The 26,555-nt window shown below is 61.0% G+C and carries 27 protein-coding genes; 13 read left to right on the top strand and 14 right to left on the bottom strand.

Going from position 1 to position 26,555, the window contains the following annotated elements; translation table 11 throughout:
• Positions 1-336: 336 nt before the first annotated feature.
• A complete protein-coding gene (locus tag NKI99_RS31285; RefSeq protein WP_128305823.1) occupies positions 337-1,212 on the bottom strand; it encodes an MBL fold metallo-hydrolase in 876 nt (291 codons plus the stop codon).
• 205 nt (positions 1,213-1,417) lie between these two features.
• Here NKI99_RS31285 and NKI99_RS31290 point away from each other — a divergent pair, with 205 nt between their 5' ends.
• Positions 1,418-2,584, top strand: coding sequence for a beta-glucosidase (locus tag NKI99_RS31290; protein ID WP_128305822.1), 1,167 nt, complete (start codon positions 1,418-1,420; stop codon positions 2,582-2,584).
• Between the two features lie 88 nt (positions 2,585-2,672).
• On the opposite strand, the gene glf is transcribed toward NKI99_RS31290, so the two are convergent.
• Both glf and NKI99_RS31300 read right to left on the bottom strand, forming a co-directional pair.
• A complete protein-coding gene (glf, locus tag NKI99_RS31295; protein ID WP_352613341.1) occupies positions 2,673-3,815 on the bottom strand; it encodes a UDP-galactopyranose mutase in 1,143 nt (380 codons plus the stop codon).
• A 2-nt stretch (positions 3,816-3,817) separates the two neighbouring features.
• On the bottom strand, positions 3,818-4,990 hold the full coding sequence (locus NKI99_RS31300; RefSeq protein WP_352613343.1) for a glycosyltransferase family protein: 1,173 nt from the start codon (positions 4,988-4,990) through the stop codon (positions 3,818-3,820).
• A gap of 360 nt (positions 4,991-5,350) precedes the next feature.
• Here NKI99_RS31300 and NKI99_RS31305 point away from each other — a divergent pair, with 360 nt between their 5' ends.
• The 5 genes from NKI99_RS31305 to NKI99_RS31325 all read left to right on the top strand — a co-directional run bounded on the left by NKI99_RS31305 (position 5,351) and on the right by NKI99_RS31325 (position 9,418).
• On the top strand, positions 5,351-6,268 hold the full coding sequence (locus tag NKI99_RS31305; protein WP_352442897.1) for a glycoside hydrolase family protein: 918 nt from the start codon (positions 5,351-5,353) through the stop codon (positions 6,266-6,268).
• Positions 6,269-6,440: 172 nt separating this feature from the next.
• Positions 6,441-7,286: a manganese catalase family protein gene (locus tag NKI99_RS31310; RefSeq protein WP_352552153.1), complete on the top strand. Its 846-nt coding sequence runs from the start codon at positions 6,441-6,443 to the stop codon at positions 7,284-7,286.
• 301 nt (positions 7,287-7,587) lie between these two features.
• Complete coding sequence (locus NKI99_RS31315; RefSeq protein WP_352613346.1) at positions 7,588-8,196, top strand: hypothetical protein; 609 nt, start codon at positions 7,588-7,590, stop codon at positions 8,194-8,196.
• A complete protein-coding gene (locus NKI99_RS31320; RefSeq protein WP_352613347.1) occupies positions 8,193-8,585 on the top strand; it encodes a phage holin family protein in 393 nt (130 codons plus the stop codon). Before NKI99_RS31315 ends, NKI99_RS31320 begins: the two co-directional genes overlap by 4 nt.
• The gene (locus tag NKI99_RS31325; RefSeq protein ID WP_352613349.1) at positions 8,582-9,418 is read left to right on the top strand and encodes a hypothetical protein; all 837 of its coding nucleotides are present in this window, start codon (positions 8,582-8,584) and stop codon (positions 9,416-9,418) included. The genes NKI99_RS31320 and NKI99_RS31325 overlap by 4 nt, the downstream gene beginning before the upstream one ends.
• An 80-nt stretch (positions 9,419-9,498) precedes the next feature.
• Here the strand turns inward: NKI99_RS31325 and NKI99_RS31330 are convergent, their stop codons facing one another.
• The 11 genes from NKI99_RS31330 to NKI99_RS31380 form a co-directional block, all read right to left on the bottom strand.
• Positions 9,499-9,915, bottom strand: coding sequence for a c-type cytochrome (locus tag NKI99_RS31330; RefSeq protein ID WP_023811925.1), 417 nt, complete (start codon positions 9,913-9,915; stop codon positions 9,499-9,501).
• Complete coding sequence (locus NKI99_RS31335) at positions 9,896-10,774, bottom strand: cytochrome c oxidase assembly protein (protein WP_023811926.1); 879 nt, start codon at positions 10,772-10,774, stop codon at positions 9,896-9,898. The genes NKI99_RS31330 and NKI99_RS31335 overlap by 20 nt, the downstream gene beginning before the upstream one ends.
• Positions 10,771-10,980, bottom strand: coding sequence for a hypothetical protein (locus tag NKI99_RS31340; RefSeq protein WP_352442890.1), 210 nt, complete (start codon positions 10,978-10,980; stop codon positions 10,771-10,773). Before NKI99_RS31340 ends, NKI99_RS31335 begins: the two co-directional genes overlap by 4 nt.
• A gap of 133 nt (positions 10,981-11,113) precedes the next feature.
• On the bottom strand, positions 11,114-11,719 hold the full coding sequence (locus tag NKI99_RS31345) for a cytochrome c oxidase subunit 3 (protein WP_128305816.1): 606 nt from the start codon (positions 11,717-11,719) through the stop codon (positions 11,114-11,116).
• A complete protein-coding gene (gene ctaD, locus NKI99_RS31350; protein WP_352442888.1) occupies positions 11,716-13,686 on the bottom strand; it encodes a cytochrome c oxidase subunit I in 1,971 nt (656 codons plus the stop codon). The genes NKI99_RS31345 and ctaD overlap by 4 nt, the downstream gene beginning before the upstream one ends.
• Complete coding sequence (gene coxB, locus NKI99_RS31355; RefSeq protein ID WP_352613359.1) at positions 13,683-14,678, bottom strand: cytochrome c oxidase subunit II; 996 nt, start codon at positions 14,676-14,678, stop codon at positions 13,683-13,685. Before coxB ends, ctaD begins: the two co-directional genes overlap by 4 nt.
• 14 nt (positions 14,679-14,692) lie before the next feature.
• Positions 14,693-15,226: a c-type cytochrome gene (locus tag NKI99_RS31360; RefSeq protein ID WP_128304512.1), complete on the bottom strand. Its 534-nt coding sequence runs from the start codon at positions 15,224-15,226 to the stop codon at positions 14,693-14,695.
• Positions 15,223-16,092, bottom strand: a complete 870-nt coding sequence (locus tag NKI99_RS31365; RefSeq protein ID WP_352613352.1) for a substrate-binding domain-containing protein — start codon at positions 16,090-16,092, stop codon at positions 15,223-15,225. Before NKI99_RS31365 ends, NKI99_RS31360 begins: the two co-directional genes overlap by 4 nt.
• Entirely contained in the window at positions 16,073-17,953 is a 1,881-nt protein-coding gene (locus tag NKI99_RS31370; RefSeq protein WP_352552135.1) for a methanol/ethanol family PQQ-dependent dehydrogenase, read from the bottom strand. Before NKI99_RS31370 ends, NKI99_RS31365 begins: the two co-directional genes overlap by 20 nt.
• Positions 17,950-18,756 (bottom strand): heme-binding protein, encoded by an 807-nt coding sequence (locus tag NKI99_RS31375; protein WP_164892965.1) that lies wholly within the window; start codon positions 18,754-18,756, stop codon positions 17,950-17,952. The genes NKI99_RS31370 and NKI99_RS31375 overlap by 4 nt, the downstream gene beginning before the upstream one ends.
• Before the next feature lie 794 nt (positions 18,757-19,550).
• The gene (locus NKI99_RS31380) at positions 19,551-19,730 is read right to left on the bottom strand and encodes a hypothetical protein (protein WP_128304509.1); all 180 of its coding nucleotides are present in this window, start codon (positions 19,728-19,730) and stop codon (positions 19,551-19,553) included.
• Between the two features lie 177 nt (positions 19,731-19,907).
• On the opposite strand from NKI99_RS31380, the gene nanR reads away from it, so the two are divergent.
• From nanR to NKI99_RS31415, 7 genes are all read left to right on the top strand, one after another.
• The gene (gene nanR, locus NKI99_RS31385) at positions 19,908-20,615 is read left to right on the top strand and encodes a transcriptional regulator NanR (RefSeq protein WP_023811936.1); all 708 of its coding nucleotides are present in this window, start codon (positions 19,908-19,910) and stop codon (positions 20,613-20,615) included.
• Positions 20,615-20,920 carry a putative quinol monooxygenase gene (locus NKI99_RS31390; protein ID WP_023811937.1) on the top strand — a complete coding sequence of 102 codons (306 nt, stop codon included), beginning with the start codon at positions 20,615-20,617 and terminating at the stop codon, positions 20,918-20,920. Before nanR ends, NKI99_RS31390 begins: the two co-directional genes overlap by 1 nt.
• 46 nt (positions 20,921-20,966) lie before the next feature.
• Positions 20,967-21,743 (top strand): HpcH/HpaI aldolase family protein, encoded by a 777-nt coding sequence (locus NKI99_RS31395; RefSeq protein ID WP_352613355.1) that lies wholly within the window; start codon positions 20,967-20,969, stop codon positions 21,741-21,743.
• 14 nt (positions 21,744-21,757) lie between these two features.
• On the top strand, positions 21,758-22,810 hold the full coding sequence (locus tag NKI99_RS31400; RefSeq protein ID WP_352613357.1) for an NAD(P)-dependent oxidoreductase: 1,053 nt from the start codon (positions 21,758-21,760) through the stop codon (positions 22,808-22,810).
• A 120-nt stretch (positions 22,811-22,930) separates the two neighbouring features.
• Entirely contained in the window at positions 22,931-24,586 is a 1,656-nt protein-coding gene (locus tag NKI99_RS31405) for an extracellular solute-binding protein (protein ID WP_127296120.1), read from the top strand.
• A 27-nt stretch (positions 24,587-24,613) separates the two neighbouring features.
• Entirely contained in the window at positions 24,614-25,615 is a 1,002-nt protein-coding gene (locus NKI99_RS31410) for a carbohydrate ABC transporter permease (protein WP_245273236.1), read from the top strand.
• Complete coding sequence (locus NKI99_RS31415; protein WP_031213481.1) at positions 25,615-26,463, top strand: carbohydrate ABC transporter permease; 849 nt, start codon at positions 25,615-25,617, stop codon at positions 26,461-26,463. Before NKI99_RS31410 ends, NKI99_RS31415 begins: the two co-directional genes overlap by 1 nt.
• The last annotated feature ends 92 nt before the right edge of the window (positions 26,464-26,555 follow it).

Raw genomic sequence — 26,555 nt, forward strand, 5'->3', positions numbered from 1 at the left:
GGCTACCTAGCTTATGTTATTTATCGAACTTGCAATCGCGCTGAAAGTTCCGTGACATTACAGAGCGGCGGCGGAGAACGGGCCCGGTTCGGCGGGTGATTGGACCGCCGCACAATCGAACCCGCAGTTATGCCGCCCATAGGGGAGCCTGCGGAGCCACGCATTAACCTATGACATGGGCTGTGTTCGAAATTGTCGCTGAGATAACCATTGGCGCCAATTCGGCAAGGCTTTGACGTCCGCAACGGAACATATGCCCCAACTGGCGCTACGAGGTTGTTCCGCCGAGACAATCTGCAAGCACCTTGGAGCGGCAATACAGCTCCTGGCGCTCCGCTAAGCTCCGCTATTTGAAACAGTGGCTGGCTCACGCACGAACTTCATCCGCGGCGGCACGGCGAATGCCGTGAACCGCTCAGCCAGTCTGTCGAGGGCTTGGCGCATGCCAACTCCCGCAGCTGGCGCTCCGTGTCCGCTGATCACCATCTGCGGCTTCAGCGCAGCCAGTTGTTTCACGGATTTTTCCGCCGCATCCCAATCCGGTGTGAAGTAGCGCGGTGGACCATGCATCTCCAAGTCCTGAACGGCGACTTCATAGACCGACTCCTGACCCGTGGTGATGAAGGCGTCCCCAGCGATCAGCGAGCGGTCTTCTTCGCGCCAGAGAGAGACATGCCCCGGCGCATGCCCGGGCGTGTGCAGCCAGCGCCATCCGGGCATGCCGGGGACCGATCCGTCGGCCGGCAAGAGTTGCAGGCGATCTCCGAGATCGATTGGGCCACGAGGAAAGAGTGGCGAAAGCAGCGCTATCAGGCCGCCCCCCACCCAAGGATCAGGCGGTGGATAGGACCCGGTTCCGTCCAAATAGGGACGCTCGAGCGGGTGCGCGAAAACGGGCGCATCCCATGTGCCGGCCAGATCCACAACCGCTCCCACATGGTCGAAATGGCCATGGGTCAAGATGATCGCGGCGGGCCGCGCGCCGGCTCCAAAGCGCTTTTCCGCGACCGCCAGGATGCTGCTTCGCGACGTCGGCAAACCCGTATCGATCAGGACCCAGTTTCGATCTCCGCTGCCGGGAGCGCCGAAGAACACGACATTCACAATTGTCAGCCGCAAATAGGCCAAATCCGGCGCGATGCTCCAGACGCCGTCGCCACGATCCTCGCGCCTGGCATGGTCGATGTCGGAAAGTCGAATCTGAACGGTCATGCTGTTCCCTGCCTCCGTTGTAACCGCTGGACAATCGATGACGGCTCGGTCCCGAACTTGCCTCGGCGCACCTTGTTCCCTGGCTCCTGTCTGCTCCACCGGCTCGGTGGGCTCGATCGGGGAACAAAGGCTCGACCATCCGGGTTTGGCCCTGAGTAATACACTGGACGATGGTGCAGCATGGCAAATGAGAAGGGGTTGCCGCATGAGCGAAGCAGCACAAAGCGATAGCGATGGCTTGACTTCGATTGCGGGCACGTCGGCGTTCGCCAGTTTTTTCATGGCTGGCTTTGAGTGCTCGTCGCACCGGCGCAAGGACGGCGTTCGCCTCGATCTTATCCGCGCGACGTCGCATTATTTGCATGCCCTGGGCGACTACCGCGGTTGCGCCGAACTCGGTCTTCGTACCATCCGCGACGGTTTGCGCTGGCACCTCATCGAAACCGCTCCTGGGACCTATGACTGGTCAAGCTGGACGCCGATGGTCGAAGCAGCGCAATCGGCAGGTGTCCAGGTCATCTGGGACATTTTCCACTACGGATCTCCAGACCACGTTGAACAGGGGTCGATGCATTTCATCGATGCCTATGCCTCGTTCGCTGCGGAAGCTGTGAGGGTCCATCGTTCAATCGCCGGTACAGCGCCTCTGTTGTGCCCAATCAACGAAATTTCGTTTTTCGCCTGGGCTGTTGAGGTCGGGTATTTCCCGCGCGTCGGCCCGAAGAAGCGGGGATGGTTCAAGCGGCACCTCGTGAAAGCTGCTATAGCTGGCGTTCGGGCAATGCGGGAGGTCGATCCCGCTTGCAGATTTGTCTGGGCCGAGCCGCTTATCCACATTGCTCCTCGCGACCGAACGCGGACCGAATGGCGCCGGGCCGAAAATGCCCGTCTCGGACAGTTCGAAGCTTACGACATGCTGCTGGGCCGGGCAGAACCAGAGTTGGGGGGCAGCGAAGATGTTGTCGATGTCGTTGGCCTGAATTTCTACCCACACAATCAGTGGTACCTAAACGGGCCGACGATTCCGATGGGGCATCACGAGTACCGTGCCCTATCGGAGATGCTGATTGAGGTCGCGCGTCGATACGGCAAGCCGATGTTCATCGCCGAGACCGGCTCCGAAGGATCGGGCGGGGCGGCTTGGCTCCATTATGTCTGCGACGAGGTGCGTGCCGCAATCGGTCTCGAAGCGCCGATCGAAGGTATTTGCCTATACCCGATAACCGCCTATCCGGGCTGGGACAATTCGCGGCATGCGGAAGTGGGATTGTTTTCGGTCATCCAGGCGAACGGCAGCCGACATGTCCGCACGCCCATCGCGGATGAATTGGCCCGCCAGCAAACTTTGTTCGCGGCGAACCCGACGCGTTAAATACATGAGCGGCACAAGGGACTGTTGCGAGCGCTGTTGGCGCCGCGTTGCCAAGCCCGATGCTCCCAAGTACGTCTAGGTGGGGGAGCTACAGCGCCCCTTCGGCCAACGACGCCTTCCTCGCGCTCGCCCATTCCGGGACGCTCTTTTGGATGCGGGCGAAAGTAGCCAGAGCCTGCCCGACCACTTGATCCATATTGTAGTAGCGGTAGGTTGCCAGGCGGCCGACAAACCACACGTCGGGACAGGTTGCGCCGAGCGCTTCGTAACGCTTGTAGAGCTCTTCGTTTTCGGCCCGCGGCACCGGATAGTACGGGTCCCCGATATCGGTGGGATATTCGTAGGTCAGGCTGGTCCGCGCGTTCTGCTGGCCGGTCAGATGTTTGTACTCGGTGATGCGGGTGTAATTTTCCGTCTGGGGGTAGTTGACGACGGCAACCGGCTGAAACTGCTCTTGGTCGAGGGTGACGTGCTCGAAACGGAGCGAGCGATAAGGAAGACGCCCGAGCTGCCAGCCGAAGTATTCGTCGATCGGGCCGGTATAGATCAGGTGGTTGAATGGTATCTCGTCACGAATTTCGCGGAAGTCGGTCTGCAACATGACCTTGATGTTCGGATGGTCGAGCATGCGTTCGAACATTCTCGTGTACCCGCCGGCCGGCATCTTCTGGAAGCTGTCGCTAAAATAGCGGTCATCGCGGTTGGTTCTGGTCGGCACTCGTGCCGTCACTGATTTGCTCAGTTGGCTAGGATCGACGCCCCATTGCTTCCTGGTGTAGCCACGGAAGAATTTCTCATAGAGTTCGCGTCCCACCGTGCTGACGACGACGTCCTCGGCCGTTCGTACGTCCTCTACGGTTTCGCGCCGCGACGCGAAGAACTCCTCCAACTGTGTGGAATTCAGGTCGAGGCCGTAAAGGCGATTTACCGTGTCGAGATTGATCGGGATGGGAAGCAGTTTCTCATCCACGGCCGCCAGCACCCTATGCTCGTATGTGCGCCATTCCGTGAACTGCGAGAGGTAGTCCACGATCGACTGGCTGTTGGTGTGAAAAATATGTGGCCCATAACGATGGATGAGGATGCCGGCTTCATTATAGCAATCATAGGCGTTGCCGCCGACATGGCTGCGGCGGTCGACCAGGAGAACACTTTCGTGGCGCTGGGAGGCTATCCTTTCAGCAAGCACGCTGCCGGCAAATCCCGCGCCGACGATCAGCCAATCGAACATGGCTATGCACTCCTGCGGAGAGGGATGACCTTCTTACCTCGATAGGCACGCTCGATGTGAGCGGTCATGCCACTCCATGTCTTTTGCCAAGACATGTCCGCAAGATAGGCGTCGACTTGCGGCAGGAACGTCTCACGAGGTCGCAATAGAATGGAGCGCAGCTTGATTTCCAGATCGTCACTGTCGGCGATTTCCACCAGTCCAGCAGCGCCGTAGCTGCGCACAACGTCAACGATTGCCGTCGAGATCACCGGGAGACCGGCCGCTAGGAACTCTGGCGTCTTGGTCGGACTGATGAAGCGGGTCGCTTCGTTGAGTGCAAACGGCATCCAACCGGCATCCCAATGGCGCATATAGTGGGGCAGGTCGCAGTAGGCCTTCGCGCCCAACCAATGCAGGTTTTCGGCTCTGGGCAGGGTTGCGGGGTCGATCTTGACGACCGGGCCAAGCATCACGAAATGCACGTCCGACATAGTCTCCGCCGCCTGCGCTACGAGCTCGACGTCCAGCCGCTCGTCGATAACTCCGAAATATCCGACCCTCGGATGAGGAATGCCGGCCTGGTCGGTTGGCTCCTTTCCTGGGCGTCTCGCAGTGTGAAAGTGCTTCACATCGATGCTGCTAGGAAAAGGGAAGATCGCGTGATGCAGGTGACGCTTGGTCTCGAACAGGCTTAGGCCTCCGGTGAAAACGAGATCGGCGCGGCGCAGCAGGGCCTTTTCCATCTGCCCCAGCTCGGGCGGCGCATTCTTGAATGCGGAGAGTTCGTCCATGCAGTCATAGATGCATATGTCTGGGTCGAGGTGCTCGGTGAAGCGCAGAGCCATCGGCGTGTAGTACCAAGCGATCAACCGGCTGTGCGACATTGAAGCTATGATCTGCTGGACAAATCTCCGCTGGACGGCATCTGCTTTCGCGGCCGACATGCCGAGCGGAAGCACTGGCGTCACAATTAGAATGCTTGGCGCTGCCTCGCTCGTCCGCATCAGCGGCTGTGGCAGGTCTTCGAAAACAGGCTCTTCGAAGTAGACCACTCTCTGCTGCATGGAGGCGAGACTGAGGATATGTTGCGGGCGTTGATGAACGAAATTCCACCGCAAATGGGAGAAGCAAACCAGTAGATTTTCCCTGCCAGCGCGGTTACTGGCGACTGCCCCACCCAAGGCTGCTTCCATTGAAGATTTCCTTCCTTTAGTCTGTCGTTTATGTTCCGACTAACATTTGTTAGTCGCGGACGGGAGAGAACTAAACTTCGTTCCCGTCTCCTAACTTTCAACGAGGTGAGTTGTTCCAAGGTGAAATGGAGCGCCTTCAGTCGCCGCTCGATAGACGAAAACGAGATCCGCTCGCTGAGTCGAGAACGGCTATCGTGTGTCGGCGGGCTTTGAGGCGCGGGGCGACTGGGGAATGCTGGTGGAGAACGGCATTGCCGTATTTGCGTTGAACTTGTCGGCTATAAAATGTGCAGAACATCATGTTGATTCGCCTGCACGACTGGCGATTCGGTTTTGGCAGGGCAAGATTCCGGGGCTGATATGAAGATCGACTTTGCGACCAATGTTTTTCCGCTGTTTCATCCGCAAAGCGTCGATGATCTCAAAGACCCGTGCCCTGTCTTCGATGGCAGTCTGTGGCACGTCTTCGGCTCAAGTGGCACGGTGACCACCGAGACGTGGAGGATCCTTCATGCCACGGCGCCCGATCTCTATGGACCGTGGACCGAGCATCCGCCGATCGAACTTCCTATCAACGGGAGTGGTGTTGCGGCTCCCGGCGTCATCCACGAAAGCGGCGTCTTTCATATGTTCATCCAGACCGAGTTCATGAAGTCTGGCGGCCGGTGCGAGCACGCGGTTTCCAATGACGGATTCCAGTGGGTGGTTCTCAGCCCGGCGATCCTTGCCATCCCGGACACCGAGGAGGACGGCATTTACGATCCGCATCCCGCAGTTATTGGCGGCAAGCGCTACCTCGTCTATTCCGCGATGCCAAAATTCACCAGGGTGCCGCAACCCGACATCTACCTCGCACGGAGCCAATCCGACTCGTGGTTCGGTCCCTGGAAGCGGATCGGCAAGATCCTCGACCATAATGATGTCCCTCACCATAATACGAGAGAGGATCCCGACTATGAATGGGGCATAGAAGGCGCACAGCTGGTCGAGTTGCCGGACGGTCGGGTGCTTCTCAATGCCACTTGTTTTCTGCCGAATGGACTTCGGGGGAACCGGCAACGCGTGTTCTTCGCTATCGCTGATGACGTTGCTGGACCTTACGTATCGATCGGCCCGGTGCTGGAGCCAGGCCAGCCGGGAGAGAACGGCCACTCCACGGTGATGATCGAAGGCAGCCAACTATCGTTGTTTTACCAAAGCCGGGTCGCCACGACCGATCATCGGTGGCGCTACGGCCTGGCCAGATGCGACGTCGCCCTGTTTTCCAAGGTCGCATGATCCCCGGTGCCAATGGGCACCCACGGCGTAGACCGACTGGACGGCTCGCATTGCGCAATGAGCTTCCGTAGCTCGAGACGTTCCGTCGGGAAGCCTGCCTGAATTAAACGTTCCTCCTACGGAACAATGCGTCCGAGCTGAGGTTCGGCTGACTTCAAACCATGAGTCAGCCATGTATTACACCGACAAGAAATTGCAGTACCCGGTTCGTGTGGAAACGCCGAATCCAGTCTTTGCCCGCGCGTTGCAGCAGGCCATAGGTGGAGTAGAAGGCGAGATCCGCGTCGCCTTGCAGTATTTCTTCCAGGCATGGGGATGCCGCGGACCGGCCAAATACCGCGACCTGTTGTTAAACACGGCGACCGAGGAACTCGGCCATATCGAAATGCTGGCGACTGCGGTCGCCCTCAATCTAGAGGGTGCACCACTTTCGCTGCAGGAGGACATCTCGTCGGACACGGTCGGCGGCTCGGTCCTCAACGGGATGAACTTCCGCCATATCTTGTCGACCGGCCTGGCCGCACTGCCTGAAAACGCCAACGGCGTTCCCTTCAATGCTTCGCATGTCTATGCCAGCGGCAATCTTGCCGCGGATATGGTCGCAAACGTCACCGCGGAAGGAAGCGGCCGCGTGCTTGCGACCCGCCTGTACAACATGACCAACGATCCCGGCATGAAGGACATGCTGTCCTTCCTTATTGCGCGCGACACCATGCACCAACAGCAGTGGCTCGCGGCCATCGAAGACATGGGCGGACTGAACGCGTCTCTGCCGGTCCCCAACTCCTTCCCGCAGGAGAAGGAGCATCAGGACGTATCCTATGCCTTCATCAATTGCTTCGTCGAAGGTGTCGAACCAGCGCGGGGACGTTGGAGCGATGGACCCTCGATGGACGGCAAGGGAGAGTTCTCCCTGGTCGCCGGTGCACCAATGGGCGAGGAGCCCATGCTTTCGCCGCCACGGCCAAGTTCCGGCGCCCAGAGCGAGCAGATGATCGACAGGCGGGCCGCCGAATAAGCAGAGATAGCAATACCGGAGACAGCCGGCACTCGGCTGTCTCCTGCTTGCGGCTCCCGCGCACCCGGTCGTACCGAGCGCTCCGTTCGAGGGACAGCGCAACTCATTGGCGACTGTTGCGTGCCTGACGAGCTCTCCGTTTCAGCCTGATCATAAATGCTTTCACCTAAGGGAACATCGCAGGTTCCTCGAAGTTGGGCAGCCACGGAGGACGTGCACATGAACAGTGTCATCTATCTTATCGGCCTTATCGTTGTCGTGCTCGCGGTCCTCTCCTTCTTCGGTTTTCACTAGGTGGCCCATGCAGCATGAGAACGATCAGGGCGGACAGCCCACCGATTTCGACAAGACGAAAAGCGAAGTTTCCGACAGGCTTCGCCAGGAAGAGGAACGTGCCAGCGAGTTGCTTCACGACGCGCGTGATGCGGTGACCCGCAAGGCTGGCGACTATGCATCTGAAGCCAGGGAGGTCATCGCCGACAAGGCGGAGGAGGCGCAACGCGACATCGGATCGAGCCTGGCGGCGTTGGGCGGTGCACTGCGCGCGGCCAGCGATCACCTGGCCAACAACGATGAAAGGAACGCATCGAAGTTCGCTTTGGATGCTGCCGGTGGGCTTGAGCGGCTTTCATCGTCCTTGAAACAGAAACCGTTCGGCCAGGTCCTTGAGGAGGTGCAGTCCTTTGGCCGGCAAAATCCCGGTGTCCTGCTTGCGGGATCCGTGTTGGCCGGTTTGGCGCTCGGGCGGTTCATCAAGGCTTCTCCGCCGGCAAGGCCGGAATCTCAGGCTGCTCTGGGAGACCTCAAATCACACACCGATCAGCCACAGGGTTGGTCCGCTGATCATTCGCAGGATTTTGGCCTCGTCGGCGATGACGGGACTATGCAGAAGGCGGAGCAGGAGAGATGAACACCCAGAACAATCCCAGCCTTGCCGGACTGATCACCGACTTGGCCCAGAATGTCACCACTCTGGTGCAGACCGAGGCGAGGCTGTTTCGGGCCGAGCTCTCTGAAAAGCTTACCAAAGCCGGAGCAGGTGCCGCGGAAGTGCTGGGCGGCGCGATTTGCCTTCTCGCCGCGCTATTGGTGTTGCTGCAGGCACTCGTTATCGCACTGACGCGGGCAGGGCTTGGCGCGGGGTGGTCTTCTCTGCTGGTCGGTGTGGTCGTGGCGGTCCTCGGCGTCATCCTGCTGCGGACCGGGATGGCCAGCATGGCGCCTTCGGAACTTACCCCCGACCGGACCCAGGAACAGCTCAAGCGCGACGCGAGCGTGATCAAGGAACAGGTGAGATGAAAGAGAAATCCGCAGCCGAACTTGAACGCGAGGCCGAGGCGGCTCGCGCCCGGGTGATGGAGACCGCCGAATCCATTCGAGGCAAGATGACGCCGGGACAATTGCTGGATGAGTTCACCGGGCTGTTCTCGGGAGGGGAGAGCTCGGCCATGCTCAGCAATCTCAGAACGCAGGTCCGAGACAATCCTTTGCCGGTCACCATGGTGGGCGCGGGTCTGGCTTGGCTGATGTTCGGCAGCGGCACATCAAACACGGCCCACGGTCCCGCTGGTTACCCATTGCCTTCAGCGCCGGCACGACATGATGAAGGTGAGCGCGGCGGCTTCAGCGGCACGCTCTCCGATGCCGCGGAATCGCTCTCATCGAGCGCTACCAGCGTCGGCGATACCATATCGAGCACCGCAAGAGCCGCTGCGGCGGGTCTGACGGGAAGCGCTGCCAATGCAAGCTCGACGACTGGTGACATGGCGAAAGCCAGCCGCTCCGCCCAATATCTGTTGGAGGACCAACCCTTGGCCGTAGCGGCCGTCGGTCTCGCCATCGGTGCCGCTATAGGTGCAATGCTGCCCCATACGGCAACGGAGGATGAGCAACTAGGCGCCTATGGGGACAAGCTTCGCGACACCGCCGAAACCATGCTCGACATGGGTCTCGATGAGGCCAAGCAGGTCGCCGCTGACGCCTATGAGACCATTAAGCAGGAAGCTGGCCGGCAACATATGGAAGCAGGCACGATGGCCGATCAGCTCGGCGAGATTGTGAAGTCCACAGCAGACAAGACCGAGCGTGCCGTGCGGGAACGGATTTCCGATCCGTCTCAGCGCCAAACCTAGCTTGGTAATCATAGATCAACGATAGTCGGTCTCTTCCAGAAAGGGGTCGGCGTTGTCCGTCGAACGGTGAACCGCTCGAGTCATTTCAGAGCGTAGAGGTAGGCCGCGATATCGCGCGCCTGCTGCTCCGTGATCCGTGTCGATGGCATGGCCGTGTGCGGATCGATTTCCCTGGCCGATCGTATCCAGCGGATCAGGTTCTCTGGATTGTTGGCCAGCCCGCCGCCGATAAAGACGCGGCCAGCAAGACTGGCATCCAGGCGAGGACCCACCTGCCCTTGCGCGCCCGGCACGCCCGTTATCGTATGGCAGCCGGAACAGCCATTCGCAGTCATGATCGGCAAGGCCCTCGCAGTGTCACCGCCCGTGGCCGCCTCCGCCTCGTGGCGGACGCGCGCGGCCCGATCGGACCACCAAGTCATTCCGGCCACGGCCGCGACGAGCAGCACCAGCGCGGCGATGACGGCGGCAAGCAGTTTAGACAAGCTCGTACGCATGCGCCGCCTCCCTCCTTCCGCTCGCCTTGATCCACAACGCGGCCAGCAGCAGCGCTGCGCCGCCATATATCAATCCAGCCGGAACCCACATCACCAGCCCGGCAAGTTGCTGGTCCTCCAGGGGGCTCAAATTCCACAGTGCCGCTCCCACGGCGTTCTCCGGGTACCAGAGGCGCGGCGAGAGCAACAGGAGGACGCCGAGCAGCCCGGTATGCAGCGAGGTGACAAAGAGGTGCATCACTGCGCTCCCATAGGCATGCTGGCGGCCGGGACGCGGCAAGAGGACCCACCAGAACAGCAGCCCTGTTCCGAAGAAGCTCGCGTGCTGTGCATAGTGCAGCACGCCGCGTTCGAGCGCGGCCTCGAACAACACCGGAATGTGCCAGATCCATATAGCAATGCCGTGGATAATGGTCGCGCTGATCGGCCGCGTTGCGAAGGCCCAGACCATCCTCAGCCAATTGGCGTGTCCTGCAATTCCCAGAATGCGCCGGAACCGGATGGGTAGGCCCCACATCAAGGCCGCAGCCGGGCAGGCAGAGACCAACAGCGGCGCCGCCACGGCCATCAGCAGTTCATGCTCGATCATATGCGCCGCAAAGACCTGCTCGCCGAGCATATGAATCGGGCTGACCAATGCGGCTGTCAACACGCCCCATCCGGCCGTGAACAGCAGAGCCTGGCGCAGCCGCAACGTCCTGCCGCGGCTGCTGCGCCGCCAAAGCCGGCTCGCGCCAACGACATATATCAAGGCAAGCACGGCGAGTGGCAGGGTGATGGGCAGCGCGAACGTCCACCCGGCCCCGGGCGCGCCGGCGCCGTAGCAGATGGAAGTAGGGAACAGCGCGTCCAGGTTCATCGCAGGCACTCATCCAGGATCAGCGCCGCGCTGCCTTGCATGAGGATCACAAGCGCAAACAGCAACGCCGACAACATCCCGAGATTGGCGACGAAGCGCTCTGTGCCGCGCGTACGCTCCGGTTTGAATCCGGCACCGCCTCGCCGCTTCGCCCGCCACGACAGCGCCCCGCCGAGCAGCGACAACAAGACGAGCAGCAGCGCCACGGGAAGCACGACCGGCACCTGGCGGTTGCATTGCCAAGGCACCAGCGCATAATTCAGCTGTGTCGAGACCGCCCAGGCCAGCGGACCTGACAGAAGACCACCCCAAGACGTTCCCAACCGCAACGCTCGCATCTCAGCCTAGCCTCGGCGCCCAATAGATGAGCACGTAGATCGGAATCCAGGTCAGGACCACGAAATCCCAGTAGAAGACATTGTCGCCGACATCGCCGAAGCGCCGGCCGCTATAGCCGTGGCGCGTGAACATCAGCACTGTCAGCACGATGGTGTCGCCGACATCTGTTATGAGGTGCGTGGTGTGCAGGCCAAGCAGCACCCAAAGCATCGATCCATAGGCGTTAGTGTCCCAATAGATGTTGAGGGCGGGGAATTCGAACCAGCGCACGACGAGCGGAGCGATGCCGAGCAGCGACATGACCACCAGGCCGATCCGCACCGGAATCATGGAGCATTGCTTGGCGTGGCGGTGGAGGACGTGGTTGGGCACAAGGCTGACGACAAACAAAATCATCACGATCGTTCCGGGCCAATGGTTCGGCTGCGGTGCGCTAAGCCGCCATGCTGGCCATGACAGCGCAAGGTAGAGATACGCGCCCGCCGCCAGCGCGAAACCGGTGCCTTCGAGCGCCATGAAGCCCAGCGTGCCCCACCAGGTCGGGCTATGCGGACCATGCCCGAAGGTCGGCAGTCCTGAAAGATCGGCGGCAACTCGATGCTTCATTCCTGGTCCTCCGGATCGCCCTTCGGCCAGAACCAACCGATCAACGTGATGGCGATCGGCGCGGCGCCCCAGACGATGGCCCAAGGCGTAAAAATCGAATAGAGAAACGTACCACCGACGGCGAGCGCCGCGAAAAGAGGCCAGATCGACGGTGTGGCCGATTTCTCACGAATGTCGGGATGAGCTTCCGCCACGGTGGAGATGAGGAGCTCGCGCGCATCGACGCGGAGCCCGGTCGCTACAGGGAGCGTCTCGCGCTCGGCCCAGAGCGGCTCGATATGGGTGACGATGGGAATGCGTGCGAAATTATAGCTCGGCGGCGGCGAGGATGTTGCCCACTCCAAGGTTCCTGCGTCCCACGGATTGTTGCCGGCCGAGGTGCCTTTCAACGCGCCATGCACAAGATTGAAAGTGAACAGGACAAAGCTCAGGAAGAAGAGCAGCGCCCCTGCCGAGATGAAAAGGTTGATGTTGCCCCAGCCAAGCTCGGCCGGATAGGTGTAGACCCGTCGTGGCATGCCCCATAGGCCGACGAGATGCATCGGGAAAAAGGCCGCATTGAACCCGATGAAGGCCAGCCAGAAATGGCACCGCCCAAGGCGTTCGCTCATCATGCGGCCGGTGATCTTCGGGAACCAGAAATAAGCCGCGCCAAGCAGCGGGAACACCGAGCCGCCGATCAGCACGTAATGGAAGTGCGCGACGACGAAATAGGTGTCGTGCACCTGAAGATCCAGTGGCACCGAGGCGAGCATGACGCCGGTTAGCCCGCCGATGACGAAGATGAAGAAGAAGCCGAAGACAAACAGCAGCGGGGTCCGGATCACCGGTCTGCCATCCCATAATGTTGCCAGCCAGCAGAAGATCTGCACGCCGTTCGGAATGGCGATCATCATGCTGGACGCGGTGAAGAAGCTTGCGCCGAGCTTCGGCAATCCGGTGGCGAACATGTGATGGACCCAGAGCCCGAACGACAGGAGGCCGACAGCGAAGAGTGACAGGACAAGCCCGAGATGGCCGAATGTCGGTCGCCTGGCGAAAGCCGGGATGATCGAAGAGACCATGCCCGTCGCCGGCAAGAAGATGATGTAAACTTCCGGATGGCCGAAGAACCAGAAGAGATGTTGGAACAGCAGAGCATCCCCACCTTCCGCCGGGTTGAAGATGTGCGTGCCGACCAGGCGGTCAAGGATCAGGAAAGTCGAGGTGATCATCACCGCCGGCATCGCGAAGACGACGACGAAGGAAGTGACCAGCATCGCCCAGACATAGAGTGGGATCTTGTCCAGCGACATGCCGGGGGCTCGCTGCTTGAACACGGTGACGATGGTCGCAACCGCGACGGCCAATGACGACACTTCGGTATAGGTGATCATCTGCGCCCAGACATCGGCGCGCTTGCCCGGTGCGAATTCGGGGCCGGACAGCGGCACGTAAGCGAACCAGCCCACATCAGGAGCCATGTTGAGGGCAAAGGACACCCAGGCGAAAGCGCCGCCCGAGACGTAGATCCAATAGCTGAACGCGTTCAGGCGCGGAAACGCGATGTTGCGGGTGCCCACCATCAGCGGCACCAGGTAGATCCCGGTCGCCTGCACGATGGGCACGGCGAACAGAAACATCATCGTAACGCCATGCATGGTGAACAGCTGGTTGTAGAGGTCGGGCCCGATCAGGCCGCGTTGCGGTCCCGAAAGCTGGATACGCATGGCGACAGCGTTGAGACCGCCAAGACCAAGGAAGACGAAAGCGGTGATCAAATAGCGTCGTGCGATTACCTTGTGATCGACGCTCGAGAGCGCTCCGACGATGCCGGACGGCGTCCGCCAGGTGCGCTCGAGCCAGCGATGCAGGCTGGCATCATCCATGCCCGTATCGCGGGGGCCGTCACGTTCGGGAGCAAGGTCGCCCTTGGCGGGGTCTGGTTCCGGGATGTGGCGGTCGCCTGTGACATCGGCGCTGCTCATTTCAGCCCCTCGAGATAAGCGACGATTGCGTTGAGCTCGTCGCCGTTGAGATCTGCCACTGGCATGTGGGAACCCGGTTTGATGCCTTGCGGGTCGGCTATCCAGGCGGCGAGATTGCCGCGGCTCATCGTCAGCGTTCCGGCCGCCAATGTTTTCCGGCTGGCGATGTGGGTGAGGTCGGGAGCCACCGTTCCGCCGGCCGGCGTTCCCCCGATCCTGTGGCACATCACGCAGGGGCGTTTGAGGAACAGGTCCGCGCCGGCCTTGGCTTCGCCGCTCGCCGGCGCGCCGGCCGGCTGCAACTGGTCGTTCAGCCAGGCATCGAATTTCGGACGCGGCTCAGCGATGATGAAGGTGCCCATATTGGCATGCTGCGCGCCGCAGAATTCAGCGCATTGACCACGGTAGACGCCCGGCTTGTCCGCCTTGATGTCCAGCACGTTCATGTGACCCGGTATAAGGTCGAGCTTACCGGCCAAGCTTGGAATCCAGAACGAATGGATCACATCCGTCGAGGTCAAAAGAAGCCTCACCGGCTCGCCGGCGGGGATGTGGACCTCATTCGCCGTCGTCAGGATGCGGCTCGGCGTAGCATTCTCGTAACGCACCTCCCACCACCACTGATGCCCGGTTACCCTGATTGTCAGCGCGGCGTCCGAGCCAATGGCGGCAAGCGTCCTGTTGGCGAAAAAGCTCAGCAGCGTAAGTCCGATCAGGATTATGGCGGTCAGCCCAACAGCGGTGACAACCACGCGCATCTTGCGGCGTTCGGCCCCTTCGTCGAGTAAGAGCGGCTCATCGCCGGGACGCGATCGCATGACCAGCGGTGCTGCGAGCGCGATCATCACCAGCACCCACACAACCGCGCAAAGCGCGGTGAAGAACCAGATCAGCCAGGCCAACTCGCCGGCCGCGGGGCCTTTCGGGTCCAGCGCCGACTGCCAGCCTGCGCATCCCTGCAGAAGCAGGACACACAAGGGGGCAAGCGCCATGAAGGCGAGCCGTTTCACGGCGACTTTCCCAGCGTCGCGGCATCCGGCAGGCGGTTTTCAGACGGGTGCACCATCATATCGTCGTTGCGCTGCGGCGCGGCGGAGGAGGGCGCGTTGCCGCTCAGTGCGCGTACGAAGGCCGCAAGTTCCCAGATTTGGTCGTCGGGTATCTTCTGGCGGAAGCTCGGCATCCCGTTTGGTCGCCCGTCGCGGATCGTGGCATGGATGCTTTCGATCGAGCTGCCGTAGAGCCACTTTTCGTCCATCAGCGCCGGGCCCATGCCGCCACCGCCATTGGCGTGACAGCCCGAGCAGTTGAACCAGCCGAACAGGCGCTTGCCCTCGCTAAGGTGAAAGGCGTTCGCCTCGAAGCTCGCCGCCTTGTTGTCACTGGCGGAAGGCCGCTGGCCGCCGGGCTCAAGCGCGGTCACCGGTGTCGGCTGTTCGCCTGAGCCGAGCGCCGATTGTGGCCGGGTATCGCGCTCCTCACGCTGGCAGGCGACCAGGGCCAGCGTCAAGGGCAGCAACATCGCCAGAGCCTGCCTCATCGCGCCGGACTCCCGGCCATGTCCAGACGCGGTACGCCGTATTGCGCCAGAACCGCGTCGATCTCCGCCTTGTGTCTGGCAAGCGCGCTATTCACATCGCCATGCAGCGCATCGTCCTCGCGCCGAACACCCATTGAGATGTCGTACATCAGCGGCAGTTGCGGTCCGTCGATGCGAGGCGTGACCGGCGTGATCCGGAGCGACACCTTTTGCCTCTGGGCGAAATAGCCGGCGAGCGGACCCCAGACCACGGCAAGATCAATCTCACCGTTCGCGACAGCTTCGACGATGCGCGCCGGAGGGTTGGGAGCGGAGTAGTCGCCATAGACGGGATAGCCGATCAGATGTCCGACGATGCCGCGGCGGCCAAGCGCTTGGACAGGCGGCGAGTTGGCGCCATCGTCGCCGATGAGCTGAACACCGATGCGCAATTCTCGCAACCGCGGGTCGTTGAATGAGGCCACGTCCGGGCCGTCCTGGCGGGTCACGAAGACATAGGACGAACGGTAGTAAGGCGTGGTGGTGCGCAGCATTTCGAGATTGGCAGGCGTGCCGGGCACGAGATCGCAAAGACCTGCCTTCAGCGTGTTGCGGATGAAGCCACGGCGCTGCGCCCACCAAGTATACGTCAGCTTGGCGCCGAGATCAGTGGCGATAATTTCCGCGATCCTGTTCTCGAAGCCTTGACCGGCCGCGTTGGAAAACGGCATGTTGTTCGGGTCGGCGCACACTCTCAACTCACGTGCATTGGCAATAGCCGGCAAGAGCAATAAGGCGAGCCCGGCCATGCCGATCGCCACCCGTTGGAACGCCTTGCGCGTCGGACGGACGGTCAAGTCCAATCCATCAAGGAAGCCGGAACACATAAAGCGTGCCTCCCGCCGTGGTAGCGTTCTTCAGATCCTTCATCGCGTTGACGAAGCCAAGTGCCGCGGTGGCATCGCGTGGGTCGAGGTCGCCCGAAACGATGGCGCCGGCCCAGCCACCGACGCCCGACAGAATTGCGACATATTGGTGCCCATCGGGGCCGCGATAGGTGATCGGCTGGCCGATGATGCCGGACGATGTCTTGAACTGCCAAAGCAGATCGCCAGTCCTGGCGCTGACGGCCTTGAACCAGCCTTCCATGGTGCCGTAAAAGACGACATCGCCGGCAGTGACGACGGTGCCACTCCACACCGGGAAGTTTTCTTTCAGGACCCAGGCCGGCTTGGCCGCGGCAACATCCCAAGCGGTAAAGGCACCCCGATTGCCCCCCGGCCCGGGGATCATGCGTACGTTCATGCCGACATAGGGTGTGCCTGCGATGTAGTTTACCTCGACGCCTTCTTCGTCCATGCAGAGATTGTTGTGGGGGATGTAGAGCAGGCCGGTCTTCGGCGAAAAGGCCGATGGTTGCCAGTCCTTGAGGCCGGACGCTGTCGGGCAAATATCTCGGACCACCTTGCCGGTGCCGGTTCTCTTGTCGGGGTTTGCAATCAGCCGGCCGGTCTTCAAATCGACACCCTTGCTGGAATTGACCGGGCCATAGGCTGTGGCAGACAGCACTTCGCCAGTGGTTCGATCGAGGATATAGAGGTAGCCATTGCGTTCCGGTCGGACCAGGACCTTGCGCGGCTTGCCTTGCCAGGTCATGTCCAGAAGGATCTGCTCGTTGATGCCGTCATAGTCATGGAGGTCATGCGGGCTCCACTGGTAGAACCACTTCGCCGCTCCGGTATCGGGATCACGCGCGAAAATACCGGACGTCCATTTGTTGTCGCCGGGCCGCAAATCCGGATTCCACGGTCCTGGATTGCCTGTGCCGTGGAAGATCAAGTTCAAGTCCGGATCGTAGGAGATCCAGCCCCACATATTGCCGCCGCCGATCTTCCAGGCTTCCGGCGGCCATGTCGTCACGCCAAGGTCTGTGCCCTTGTCCATGTCATAGTGGGGCTTGAAGTCCGGGCCGATCAGCACATCCTTGTCGGGTCCAGTGCCATAAGCCGTCCAGACAACATGCCCGTTTCCGGCATCCAGCGCCTTCACCCAGCCGCGGACGCCCATTTCGCCGCCGGAATTGCCGACCAGAACTTTTCCCTTCACCACCAGCGGCGCCATGGTGATTGTCTCGCCGATGTTGATGTTGCCGATATGAGCGTTCCAGATCGGCTTGCCCGTATCGGCATCGAGCGCGATCGTGTGGCCGTCCAGCGTGTTGAAGAAGATGCGCCCGTCGGCGAAGGCCGCGCCGCGGTTGACGACATCGCAGCAGGCCACCCCTTGTGCCGCCGGCTCGGGGTTGGGCTCGTACTTCCACTTCATCGGCGCGCCGGGCCTGGAAAGGTCGAGCGCGTAGACGATGTTGGGAAAGGGCGTGACGATGTACATGATGTTGCCGACAACCAGCGGCGCTGCTTCCTGGCCCTTGTTCACGCCGGTCGAGAAGGTAAAGGCGACCTGCAGGTTCTTGACATTGCCTTCGTTGATCTCGGTCAGGTCGCTGAAGCGGGTCGACGCGTAGTTCTTGGCTGGCATCGTCCATTGCCCGTCGTCGGGTGGCGCTGCGGCGGCGGGCGGCGCAATAGCCGCTGCCGATGGGGGCTCCGAGGCACCACTCAGGAATGGGCCGCATGCCAGCAGCATCACCGAGAATATGCAGGTGCGAAAAGAATTCCAGATCGCCAATGCGCGGGCGCCTCGTCCTGCGTCAACGCGCGCCGGTGCCGGGTGCAGCATGCCTTTCATTTGTGGATCGAGCCTCCCACGCCGGCGCCTAGCTCCGCCGCGATGTCAGCCTCGGTGCCGGCACAAAGCGGATGGCCCCAGCCCGATGCGCTTTTGCCCCCGGGATCGAGATCGTAGACGATGGCGTCCTTGCGATTGGGATTGACCCCGGCTGGAACCTTGTCGAGGCCGAGCGCCGCGCGAACACGCCAGGCGACATTGTGATCGGCGCATGAGGAATCTCCGGAGACTCCGATGCCTCCGACGATGCTCTTGCCGTCATAGAGGGCAAGCCCGCCGCCAAACACAACGACGCCTCCAATCGGCTTGCCGACGAGGGGATCGCTGGCGCTTCCGAACGTTTTGGGATCGCCCGCATAGGCCGCGGCCTGGTTGACCGGATTGGTCTCCTGCAAGCCGAAAAGCGGCCCGCCCGGCTGCGCCCCCGCGTAGAGATTGGCCGTCGATAGGGCCATCTGCGCCAGGCTGAGTCCATTGGCCGTGTTGGCCTTCTCTGCCGCGACGAGGCGACTGCCTGGCCATTGCGAATCGGCGGTGGGACCGCTGAAAGCGATCGCGCATACGGCGCCGTCGCGGGCGACGATAGCGGCCCATTCGTTGGTCTCAAAGCCACCGTTGGCAGGTCCGCCGCTTGCTTTCACATTGGCCTTGAGGACAGCGAGCAGCTTATCGTGGTCGGCCGGGCAGGGCGCCTGTGCCATGGCTTGGCCCTGTGGGAACAGGCCACCCGTCAACAACACCAGACCAAAGGCTGATAGCAAAAGCTGACAGCGATACATTGTCCTGCCCATTCGTTCGAGCATCAAAGAATCCCGGAGCACTCTGGCAGACTGGAAATGCGAGAATGAAGCCGTGATCCAATGCCGTCGGTATTTAACTTGGGCGATGCAGCTATGTTCCTGCTTCTGCAAAAAATTGCGCAGCCCCCTCGTACGCCGATGCAAGTTGCCGTCTGTCCGTGTCGCCGGCGGAATATCCGCGGCGAGATTGTGCTGCCTGCTGTGATACATATTGTGATACAAACAACACCCCGCAGGAAGGAAAAACGTGACAAAAACAGTTGGTTGATGGGCGAACTGATCCCAGCCAACGGTACCACCGGCTTTCCTCATAAAGCATTGGATTTAGTGGAAATGATCGCCCTCCGTTGCAGGAAGCGGTCGGGATCATGCTGCCCAGAGAGGTCAGGGATCACGGAAGGCGTGTGGTTCTCCGTATACCAGCCGTGACGGAGGAGAACGAACGGCAGACCCGAGGTCCGCAACGCAGCTTGACCTTTTGCAACGCTGCGCTGAAGCGCTTGAGGGGTTTTGAGCTATGGCGTTCCGGATGGGTGTCGCATCGGCCCGAACTGCGAGGTCGATCCTGGCTGCGTAAATTAAACTCGTTGACGATGTCCGCTTCTGGCTGTTGGGACGCTTGGTCTTATCGTCCAACTGGGGATCGTATGGAGAACGGCAGCTATCTCAAATGCCTGCCGAGACCTGACAGTCGGTTACAGCCGTTGCCGCCGGACTGCTTGCGCCCGCTTTTGGTCAGGCGAAATGCGTCAAAAGATGTTCGATGACGCGCTGTGTAGCATCGATGTCTGCCATGCTCAGCCCTCGGCGATGATCGCTAGTGCCTTTGCAAAGCTAGCATCAAGGGAGGTCAGCGCCTCAATCGCTCCGTCATATACGCTGTCGAGTGTCGCTCCCCAGCCGTCTGCTGCGCCACGAGTATCGATGCCAAAGCGGGCGAGCGCCTCCTCGATGCCGGCGTCGATGCGCCCAGCCAATTTTACGCCAGATTCGTTCCAACTTTGTGCGGCGTCTCAGTTGGGCGAACGCCGATAGATACTCGTTTGACAGGAAGAACAATGACCGTTCTCACTTGGTCCCGAGCGTCTGTTGGTAGAAGGATCGTTGACAGAGGCGCTCTGGGGCCATAGCGTATTGGTATAACAGGTATGCCAATGATCGGAGTTCTGATCAAGCCGCGGAAGCTTTCGGACGAGGTTGCAGCGCACCTTGAGCGGATGATCCGCGAGGGAGAGCTGGCCGAAGCCGACCGGCTCCCATCCGAACGGGAACTCATGCGGCAGTTTGGGGTCGGGCGCCCTTCAATCCGCGAAGCCCTGCTGCATCTGAGCAAGATGGGCCTTGTCGAGGTGAAATCCGGCGAGCGCGCCCGCGTCACTCGGCCAACGCCCCAATTCGTGATCGACGCCCTCTCGGGGCCGGCGCGTCACATGATTTCGGCCCCCGGCGGGGTTCATGACTTCCAGAGCGCGCGTTTGTTTTTCGAAGTCGGTCTTGCCCGCAACGCCGCCATCAATGCCACCCCAGAAGATATTGAAAGTCTCAAAGAGGCGCTTGAAATCAACCGACAGTCGATCGGGGACCTGACGCGCTTCGAGCGCACCGACGTGGACTTCCACTACGTGCTGGCGGTGATCACCCGCAATCGAATCTTCACAGCTATCCACGCGGCGTTGGCCGAATGGCTGCTCGAACAGCGGCGCACGACTTTGGCCAAAGGTGAAGACCGCAAGGCCTATGAGGCTCATCGCGAAATCTTTGATGCCGTCGCCGCGCGCGATCCAGACGCCTCCGAAGCGGCTATGCGCAGGCATCTGGAATATGTGTCCAGGCGCTATCTGGAAATTGCAGGTGCCAAGTGATGAGGGGCTTCGTGGTCTGGGTCGATTTCCGCCTCAAGCCGGGTGCCCGGGGCAGATTCCGCGAACTTGTGGACGCCAATGCAACCGCGTCGATGCGCAGCGAGGCCGGCTGCCGCCGCTTTGACGTGACGGAGGCGCGCGGCGAACCGGACCGGGTCCTGCTCTATGAGATTTACGATAGCGAGGCCGCATTCGAGGAGCACTGCCGCACCGCTCACTTCGACGAATTCAATACGCAGAGCGCGCCGCTCGTCGTGACCAAGTTGGTGATGACCTGCGACCTCGTTCTTGAGGCCACACATTGACGAGAACTAGGCGGATTGGCCCTTTTGGGCGAACGGGAGGAAGTGCATGTCAGAGCCAAGTCTCAGGGCGTTAACTTCTCACAGGCGGGTCAAACTTGGTACGCTCGTCGCCGAGTTCGCGACGCCGGGTATAGGTCACATCCTGAAGTCCGCTGGCTGTGACTTCGTCTTTTTCGATATGGAGCATTCGGGCTTCAGCCTGGAAACGGTGAAGAGTGCGATCCGCTATTTCGAAGCGGCCGACCTGCCGGTTATGGTGCGTGTGCCATCGCAGGACTACCATTTCCTTGCCCGCGCCATGGACATGGGGGCCGAAGGCCTGATCGCCCCGATGGTGAGTACCGTCGAGCAGGCGCAGCACATCATCAATTCCATGAAATATCACCCTGCCGGCGTCCGCGGCGTGGCGCTGCAGATCGCTCATGACCGCTACCGTCCGGGCTCGGTCGCTGATAAATTCTCAGCCGCCAACAAGCGCTCGACATTCATCTGCCTGATCGAGACCGCCGACGGCGTCAAGAACATTGACGGCATCGCGGGACTGGACGGGGTCGATTGTCTGTGGGTCGGACATTTCGACCTGTCCGTCTCGCTCGGCATTCCTGGCGACTTCGCCCACCCCACTTTCTCTGCTGCAATGGCCAAAATCGTTGCCGCCGCCAAGAAGCACAACAAATCGCTTGGACGCTTGGTTCCCAACGTCGCGCAGGGACACGACTTCTACGCACAAGGCTTTGATTTTATTTGTTATTCAGGCGACGTTTGGATTCTGCACGACGCGATCGCCGACGCGGTTTCCAAGATCCGCGCCGGGTGCGAATAGGAGCGGAGGAGACGATGGACAGCGTAAAATTCAGGGTGGCGCTTTCCGGTGATTTCCGCAAGCCGGACTGCTCGCCGACCTACCCAGATTTCGATCTGGTGCCACTGCGCAATGCGACGGGCGTCGAGATGGTGTTCCTGGAGTCAAACAGTCCGCTTCGCGCCGACCAACTTGAGGATTTCGATGCGCTGATCCTCCTCGCCCATCGCTTCGATGCCACGAGTGTCCCCAGGAGCGGACGCCTGGCCGTCGTTGCCCGCTTCGGGGTCGGCTACGACACTGTCGACGTTGAGGCCTGCACCGCAGCCGGCATTGCCTTGGTCATCACGCCCGATGGCGTGCGACGCCCCGTCGCCGTATCCGTCATCACCTTCATGCTGGCACTGACCGGCAAACTGCTGACAAAGGACGCGCTCACCCGCAAAGGGTCTGTTGGTTTCGAGAAGCGCTCCGATCACATGGGGGTCGGCCTCGTCGGGCGTTCGCTTGGGTCACTGGGCATCGGCAACATCGGTGCCGAGGTCTTCCGCTTGGCGAAGCCCTTTGACATGCAATTCATTGCCCATGACCCGTTTGCCGACAAGAGGGTTGCTGCCGACCTGGGCGTCGAGCTGGTCGGGCTGGAGGATCTGTTTCGCCGCGCCGACGTGCTGTCGGTCAGTTGCCCCCTGTCGCCTCAGACCCACCACATAGTCAACGCTGAGCGGATCGCCCTGATGAAGCCGACAGCTTACCTGATCAACACCGCGCGCGGCCCGATCGTCGACCAGAAAGCGCTGACGCAAGCGCTGCAGGAGCGCCGCATCGCCGGCGCCGGTCTCGACGTGCTGGAACAAGAGCCTCCCGACGCAGACGATGCGATCCTCAAACTCGACAATGTGATCCTGGCGCCGCACGCACTTTGCTGGACCGACCAGTGCTTTGCCGGCAACGGTGCCGCCGACGTCAAAGCGGTAATGGAGGTGCAGCGCGGTCGGGAGCCGCGCGGCGTGGTCAATCGCGAGGTTCTTTCGAGCGAGCTGTGGAAGACCAGGCTGTCGGGGCTCGCCGCCCGCTTCGGAACCTAGGAGGACACTGATTTTTGGGCGCGCCGCCGCGGCCCCTTTGCGGCGACCTTACGGGAGGAAATGCTTGACCGCAGCGCCGGCGGACGAGTGAAGCAAATGGAAATGGGAGGACCAAGCACTATGAACGATCGTGAAAAACGTGACTTTCAGGCAGGTCTCGAAGCAGAGGTCGACGCCTTCATGAGCGGCGAAACCACCCGCCGAACTTTCATCACCCGCTTCGGTCAGATGACCGGCATGTTGGCCGTGTCCGGCCCGATGCTGGGGATGATGACGGATTGGGCGATGGCGCAGCAAACATTGGAATTGGCGGACGCCACGTCGCCGCTCGGCCAGGCGCAGGCCGCAGCCCTAAAAGCATCGAAGGAAGGGCCGGCGGACGGTTCCGCCTTTCGCGCGGCGGAGGCGGCCAAGGCGCATTCGGGCGTCACCCTCAACATGACCTACGAGGCTGGCCTGCAGGCACTCGATCCGCGCAATTTCAGTGGGCCGATGTGGGAGCAGCTTACCGGGATGAAGTCGAATGTCGTCGAACTGTCGAACCCTGACCAGTACTCCAAGGCAGTCGCCGAGCACATCGCCGGCTCGGGTGCCTATGACGTTCTCGACATCTCGCCGGCCTGGACACCGTCGCTTGCCGATGGCGGCGTCATTGCCCCTCTAGACGACTACATCGCCAAATACATGAACCCGGCAGACCTCGAGGACTATCATCCCCTGTACAAGGCGCTGCCGACCTACAAGGGAAAGATCTGGGGGTTCTTCGACGACGGCGACATGTTCGCTCTCTACTACCGCAAGGACATCTTCGAGGATCCGAAAATGGTGGAGGCTTACCAGGCGAAGTTCAACGCCAAGCTTGGACCGCCGAAGACCTGGGAAGAATATGCCCAGATCGCCCAGTTCATTACCGACCAGATGGCGCCAAAGGTTTATGGCGCGGGACATTTCCGCAAGGCGGGCAGCCCTGGCAATCAGTTCGACTTTCTGCAGCAGTACCGCGCCAACGGCGGAAAACTGTTCGGAGACGACATGAAGGCCGGCTTGGTGTCGGATGCCGGCGTCAAGACGCTGACAAACATGCTCGCCGCAAACAAGGCCTCGATCCCCGGCAACAACGAGCTCGACGCCGTTTCCTTGTGGGCGGCTTTCCTGACCGGCAAAGTCGCGATGATCTATTCCTGGCCTCCTAGCGGCCGTATGGCGGCGAACTATTCGCAGTCCGCCACGGCAATCAACTTCATTCCGCAGTCGCAGATCGCTGGCAAGGTCGGCTATGCCGTCGTTCCGGGAAATCCGGAACATGCGACCGGCTACAACAAGGCACTGTCCGCGGATTCGCCCAACCCAGAGGCGGCGTATCTGTTCATGCAATGGGTATGCTCGCCACCCGTCTCGCTGGCACGTTGCATGCTGCCCTATGCGCTACGCGACCCATACCGCATCTCGCACTTCAAGTCCGAGCTCTACGGCGCGCTCTTCCCCAGTGCCAAGGAGTACCTTGCCAACCTCAACAACTCGGCAAATGTCGGTCTGCTCGATCCGATCATGCCAGGCGCGCAGGACTACTTCTTGAGCATCGACCGCATGTGCACCGCGGTGTGGGCTGGGGCGGATGCGAAGGCGTCGCTTGAAACGGCCGCCGCCGAGTGGAACGAGACGACCGACCGACTGGGTGTGGATTCGCAGAAAGGCTTCTACACCGAGTTCTTGAAACTGCCTGGCGCCACTGCCGACAACACGGTGGAAAAACTTGGCATGGCGGTCACCCTCTGAGGGGAGGCATGCTGTCTGGAGCAATTGGTGTTGCGGGCGCTTGGCTCGCAACACCTCCCCGCTAAGCGGCGATTTTTGGATACGCCTATGCAGCCCACCGCCACGATCCGTCGCTTGAAGGCCGCCGGCGCACCGCCCCGGCTGTCTGCCTTTGCCCAATGGGCAGACCGTCACTTCAAGTGGCTGCTGGTGGCGCCCGCGGTGCTGCTGATATTGGCGCTCTCGATCTATCCGCTTCTGTTCTCGCTGGTGGTATCTTTCATCAACTACGACTTCCAGGTGCCGGGCCACGCCTTTGTCGGATTGAAGAACTTTGAGCGGGTCGTGTTCGATCCAGTAGCACGTTGGTCGCTGTTGCTGACAGCATGGCTGTCGGGCATCAGCGTCGCTATCGAATTCGTGCTCGGTCTCCTGGTGGCGCTGACAATGGTGCGCAGCTTTCCGGGCCGCGGTGTGATCATGTCGATCCTGATCGTGCCGCTGTTCATCAGCCCGGTCATCGTCGGCCAGGCCTGGACGCTGCTTTTACAGCGGCCTTTCGGACCGACCAACTATATCCTGACGCAACTATTGGGGCAGGAGGTTACGATAGGATGGATGACGGAGCGCCCGTGGCTCTATATCTCGCTGATCATCGCCGATGTCTGGCAGTGGACGCCGTTCATGTTCGTCATCCTGCTCGCTGGGCTGACCGCAATCCCACCCAATCTCTATGAGGCGGCAGAACTTGACGGCGTCAACGCCTGGCAGGCTTTTTGGGCGATCACGCTCCCGCATCTCGGGCCGATGATGCTGCTGGCCCTGACCTTCCGTCTGCTCGACGCAATCCGTATGTTCGATACCATTTTCATCATGACAGGCGGTGGCCCGGGAACACAAACTTACACGGCCTCCTATTATCTCTATACCGTCGGCTTCACGCAGTTTCATCTATCGCAAGCAACAGCAGGAAGTTGGCTGTTCCTGATCTTTACGGCGCTCATCGTGACGTTGCTGGTGCGTCGGCTCTTGAAGGTAGAACCGGTCTAATGGCCGCCGTCGCGCCCGCCCGCCGCAGGAAACGCCGGTCGTTGCCGATCGGCCGAATTCTGCTGCTGGGGTTCTTCCTGGTGTTTGTGCTGTGGCCGCTCTACTGGATGTTCAACACCTCCATCAAGCCCAGCGACGACTACCTCACCGTACCGCCTGTCTGGTTCCCTGCCGCACCGACGCTTGTCCACTACGAAGCTGCGCTGTTCACCTATCGCGGTCTCGACGGGCTTATCAACAGCCTGATTATTTCGCTTTCGGCGACGGTGCTTTCGGCACTGATCGGCACGCTGATGGCTTATAGTCTGGCGCGCTACAACACGGGCGGCCGGCATCTGTCCTTCTGGGTCCTGTCGCAGCGCTTCCTGCCACCGATAGGCATCGTCCTGCCGGTATTCCTTATCTATCGTGGCGTCGGGCTGTACGACACCCATATCGGGCTGATCCTAGCTTACACGGTCTTCACGCTACCGGTGTCGGTTTGGATGATGTTTGCCTATTTCCGCGGCATGCCGAAGTCGATGGAGGAGGCGGCCCTCGTCGATGGCTGCACGAGATGGGAGGCGTTCTGGCGCGTTGCCGTGCCGCTCGCAGCACCAGGCATCGTCGCGGCGGCTGTCTTCGCCTTCATTGCCTGCTGGACGGAGTTCTTCTTCGCTCTGATTTTGACCAGCCGAACTGCCTTTACGCTGCCAACGGTCTTCCGAGCCTTCATCGGCTTCCAGGGCGCACAATATGGTGAAGCCGCAGCCCTTGCCATTGTCTCCCTTGTGCCATCGATCGCCCTTGGAGTGCTTGCTCAACGACATCTCGTGCGCGGGCTGACGCTCGGCGCCGTTCGCGGATAGGAAGGGAAGGCATGGCCGAAGTCAGAATCACCGGCTTGCACAAGCGCTACGGCGCCTTCCATGCGGTGCGCGGCATTGACCTCCACATCCCC

The sequence above is a fragment of the Mesorhizobium sp. M0239 genome (assembly GCF_040321815.1).
Taxonomy (GTDB): Bacteria; Pseudomonadota; Alphaproteobacteria; order Rhizobiales; family Rhizobiaceae; genus Mesorhizobium.

Bases quoted from the DNA above. Each gene is read 5' to 3' on its own strand.
- glf (WP_352613341.1), bottom strand. From the start codon at position 3,815: ATGTTCGATTGGCTGATCGTCGGCGCGGGATTTGCCGGCAGCGTGCTT.
- NKI99_RS31325 (WP_352613349.1), top strand. From the start codon at position 8,582: ATGAAAGAGAAATCCGCAGCCGAACTTGAACGCGAGGCCGAGGCGGCT.
- NKI99_RS31320 (WP_352613347.1), top strand. From the start codon at position 8,193: ATGAACACCCAGAACAATCCCAGCCTTGCCGGACTGATCACCGACTTG.
- NKI99_RS31395 (WP_352613355.1), top strand. From the start codon at position 20,967: ATGTCAGAGCCAAGTCTCAGGGCGTTAACTTCTCACAGGCGGGTCAAA.
- coxB (WP_352613359.1), bottom strand. From the start codon at position 14,678: ATGGCGCTTGCCCCCTTGTGTGTCCTGCTTCTGCAGGGATGCGCAGGC.
- NKI99_RS31285 (WP_128305823.1), bottom strand. From the start codon at position 1,212: ATGACCGTTCAGATTCGACTTTCCGACATCGACCATGCCAGGCGCGAG.
- NKI99_RS31390 (WP_023811937.1), top strand. From the start codon at position 20,615: ATGAGGGGCTTCGTGGTCTGGGTCGATTTCCGCCTCAAGCCGGGTGCC.
- NKI99_RS31375 (WP_164892965.1), bottom strand. From the start codon at position 18,756: ATGCTCGAACGAATGGGCAGGACAATGTATCGCTGTCAGCTTTTGCTA.
- NKI99_RS31360 (WP_128304512.1), bottom strand. From the start codon at position 15,226: ATGAGGCAGGCTCTGGCGATGTTGCTGCCCTTGACGCTGGCCCTGGTC.
- NKI99_RS31310 (WP_352552153.1), top strand. From the start codon at position 6,441: ATGTATTACACCGACAAGAAATTGCAGTACCCGGTTCGTGTGGAAACG.
- nanR (WP_023811936.1), top strand. From the start codon at position 19,908: ATGATCGGAGTTCTGATCAAGCCGCGGAAGCTTTCGGACGAGGTTGCA.
- NKI99_RS31370 (WP_352552135.1), bottom strand. From the start codon at position 17,953: ATGAAAGGCATGCTGCACCCGGCACCGGCGCGCGTTGACGCAGGACGA.
- NKI99_RS31290 (WP_128305822.1), top strand. From the start codon at position 1,418: ATGAGCGAAGCAGCACAAAGCGATAGCGATGGCTTGACTTCGATTGCG.
- ctaD (WP_352442888.1), bottom strand. From the start codon at position 13,686: ATGAGCAGCGCCGATGTCACAGGCGACCGCCACATCCCGGAACCAGAC.
- NKI99_RS31415 (WP_031213481.1), top strand. From the start codon at position 25,615: ATGGCCGCCGTCGCGCCCGCCCGCCGCAGGAAACGCCGGTCGTTGCCG.
- NKI99_RS31330 (WP_023811925.1), bottom strand. From the start codon at position 9,915: ATGCGTACGAGCTTGTCTAAACTGCTTGCCGCCGTCATCGCCGCGCTG.
- NKI99_RS31405 (WP_127296120.1), top strand. From the start codon at position 22,931: ATGAACGATCGTGAAAAACGTGACTTTCAGGCAGGTCTCGAAGCAGAG.
- NKI99_RS31315 (WP_352613346.1), top strand. From the start codon at position 7,588: ATGCAGCATGAGAACGATCAGGGCGGACAGCCCACCGATTTCGACAAG.
- NKI99_RS31335 (WP_023811926.1), bottom strand. From the start codon at position 10,774: ATGAACCTGGACGCGCTGTTCCCTACTTCCATCTGCTACGGCGCCGGC.
- NKI99_RS31300 (WP_352613343.1), bottom strand. From the start codon at position 4,990: ATGGAAGCAGCCTTGGGTGGGGCAGTCGCCAGTAACCGCGCTGGCAGG.
- NKI99_RS31305 (WP_352442897.1), top strand. From the start codon at position 5,351: ATGAAGATCGACTTTGCGACCAATGTTTTTCCGCTGTTTCATCCGCAA.
- NKI99_RS31345 (WP_128305816.1), bottom strand. From the start codon at position 11,719: ATGAAGCATCGAGTTGCCGCCGATCTTTCAGGACTGCCGACCTTCGGG.
- NKI99_RS31365 (WP_352613352.1), bottom strand. From the start codon at position 16,092: ATGTGTTCCGGCTTCCTTGATGGATTGGACTTGACCGTCCGTCCGACG.
- NKI99_RS31400 (WP_352613357.1), top strand. From the start codon at position 21,758: ATGGACAGCGTAAAATTCAGGGTGGCGCTTTCCGGTGATTTCCGCAAG.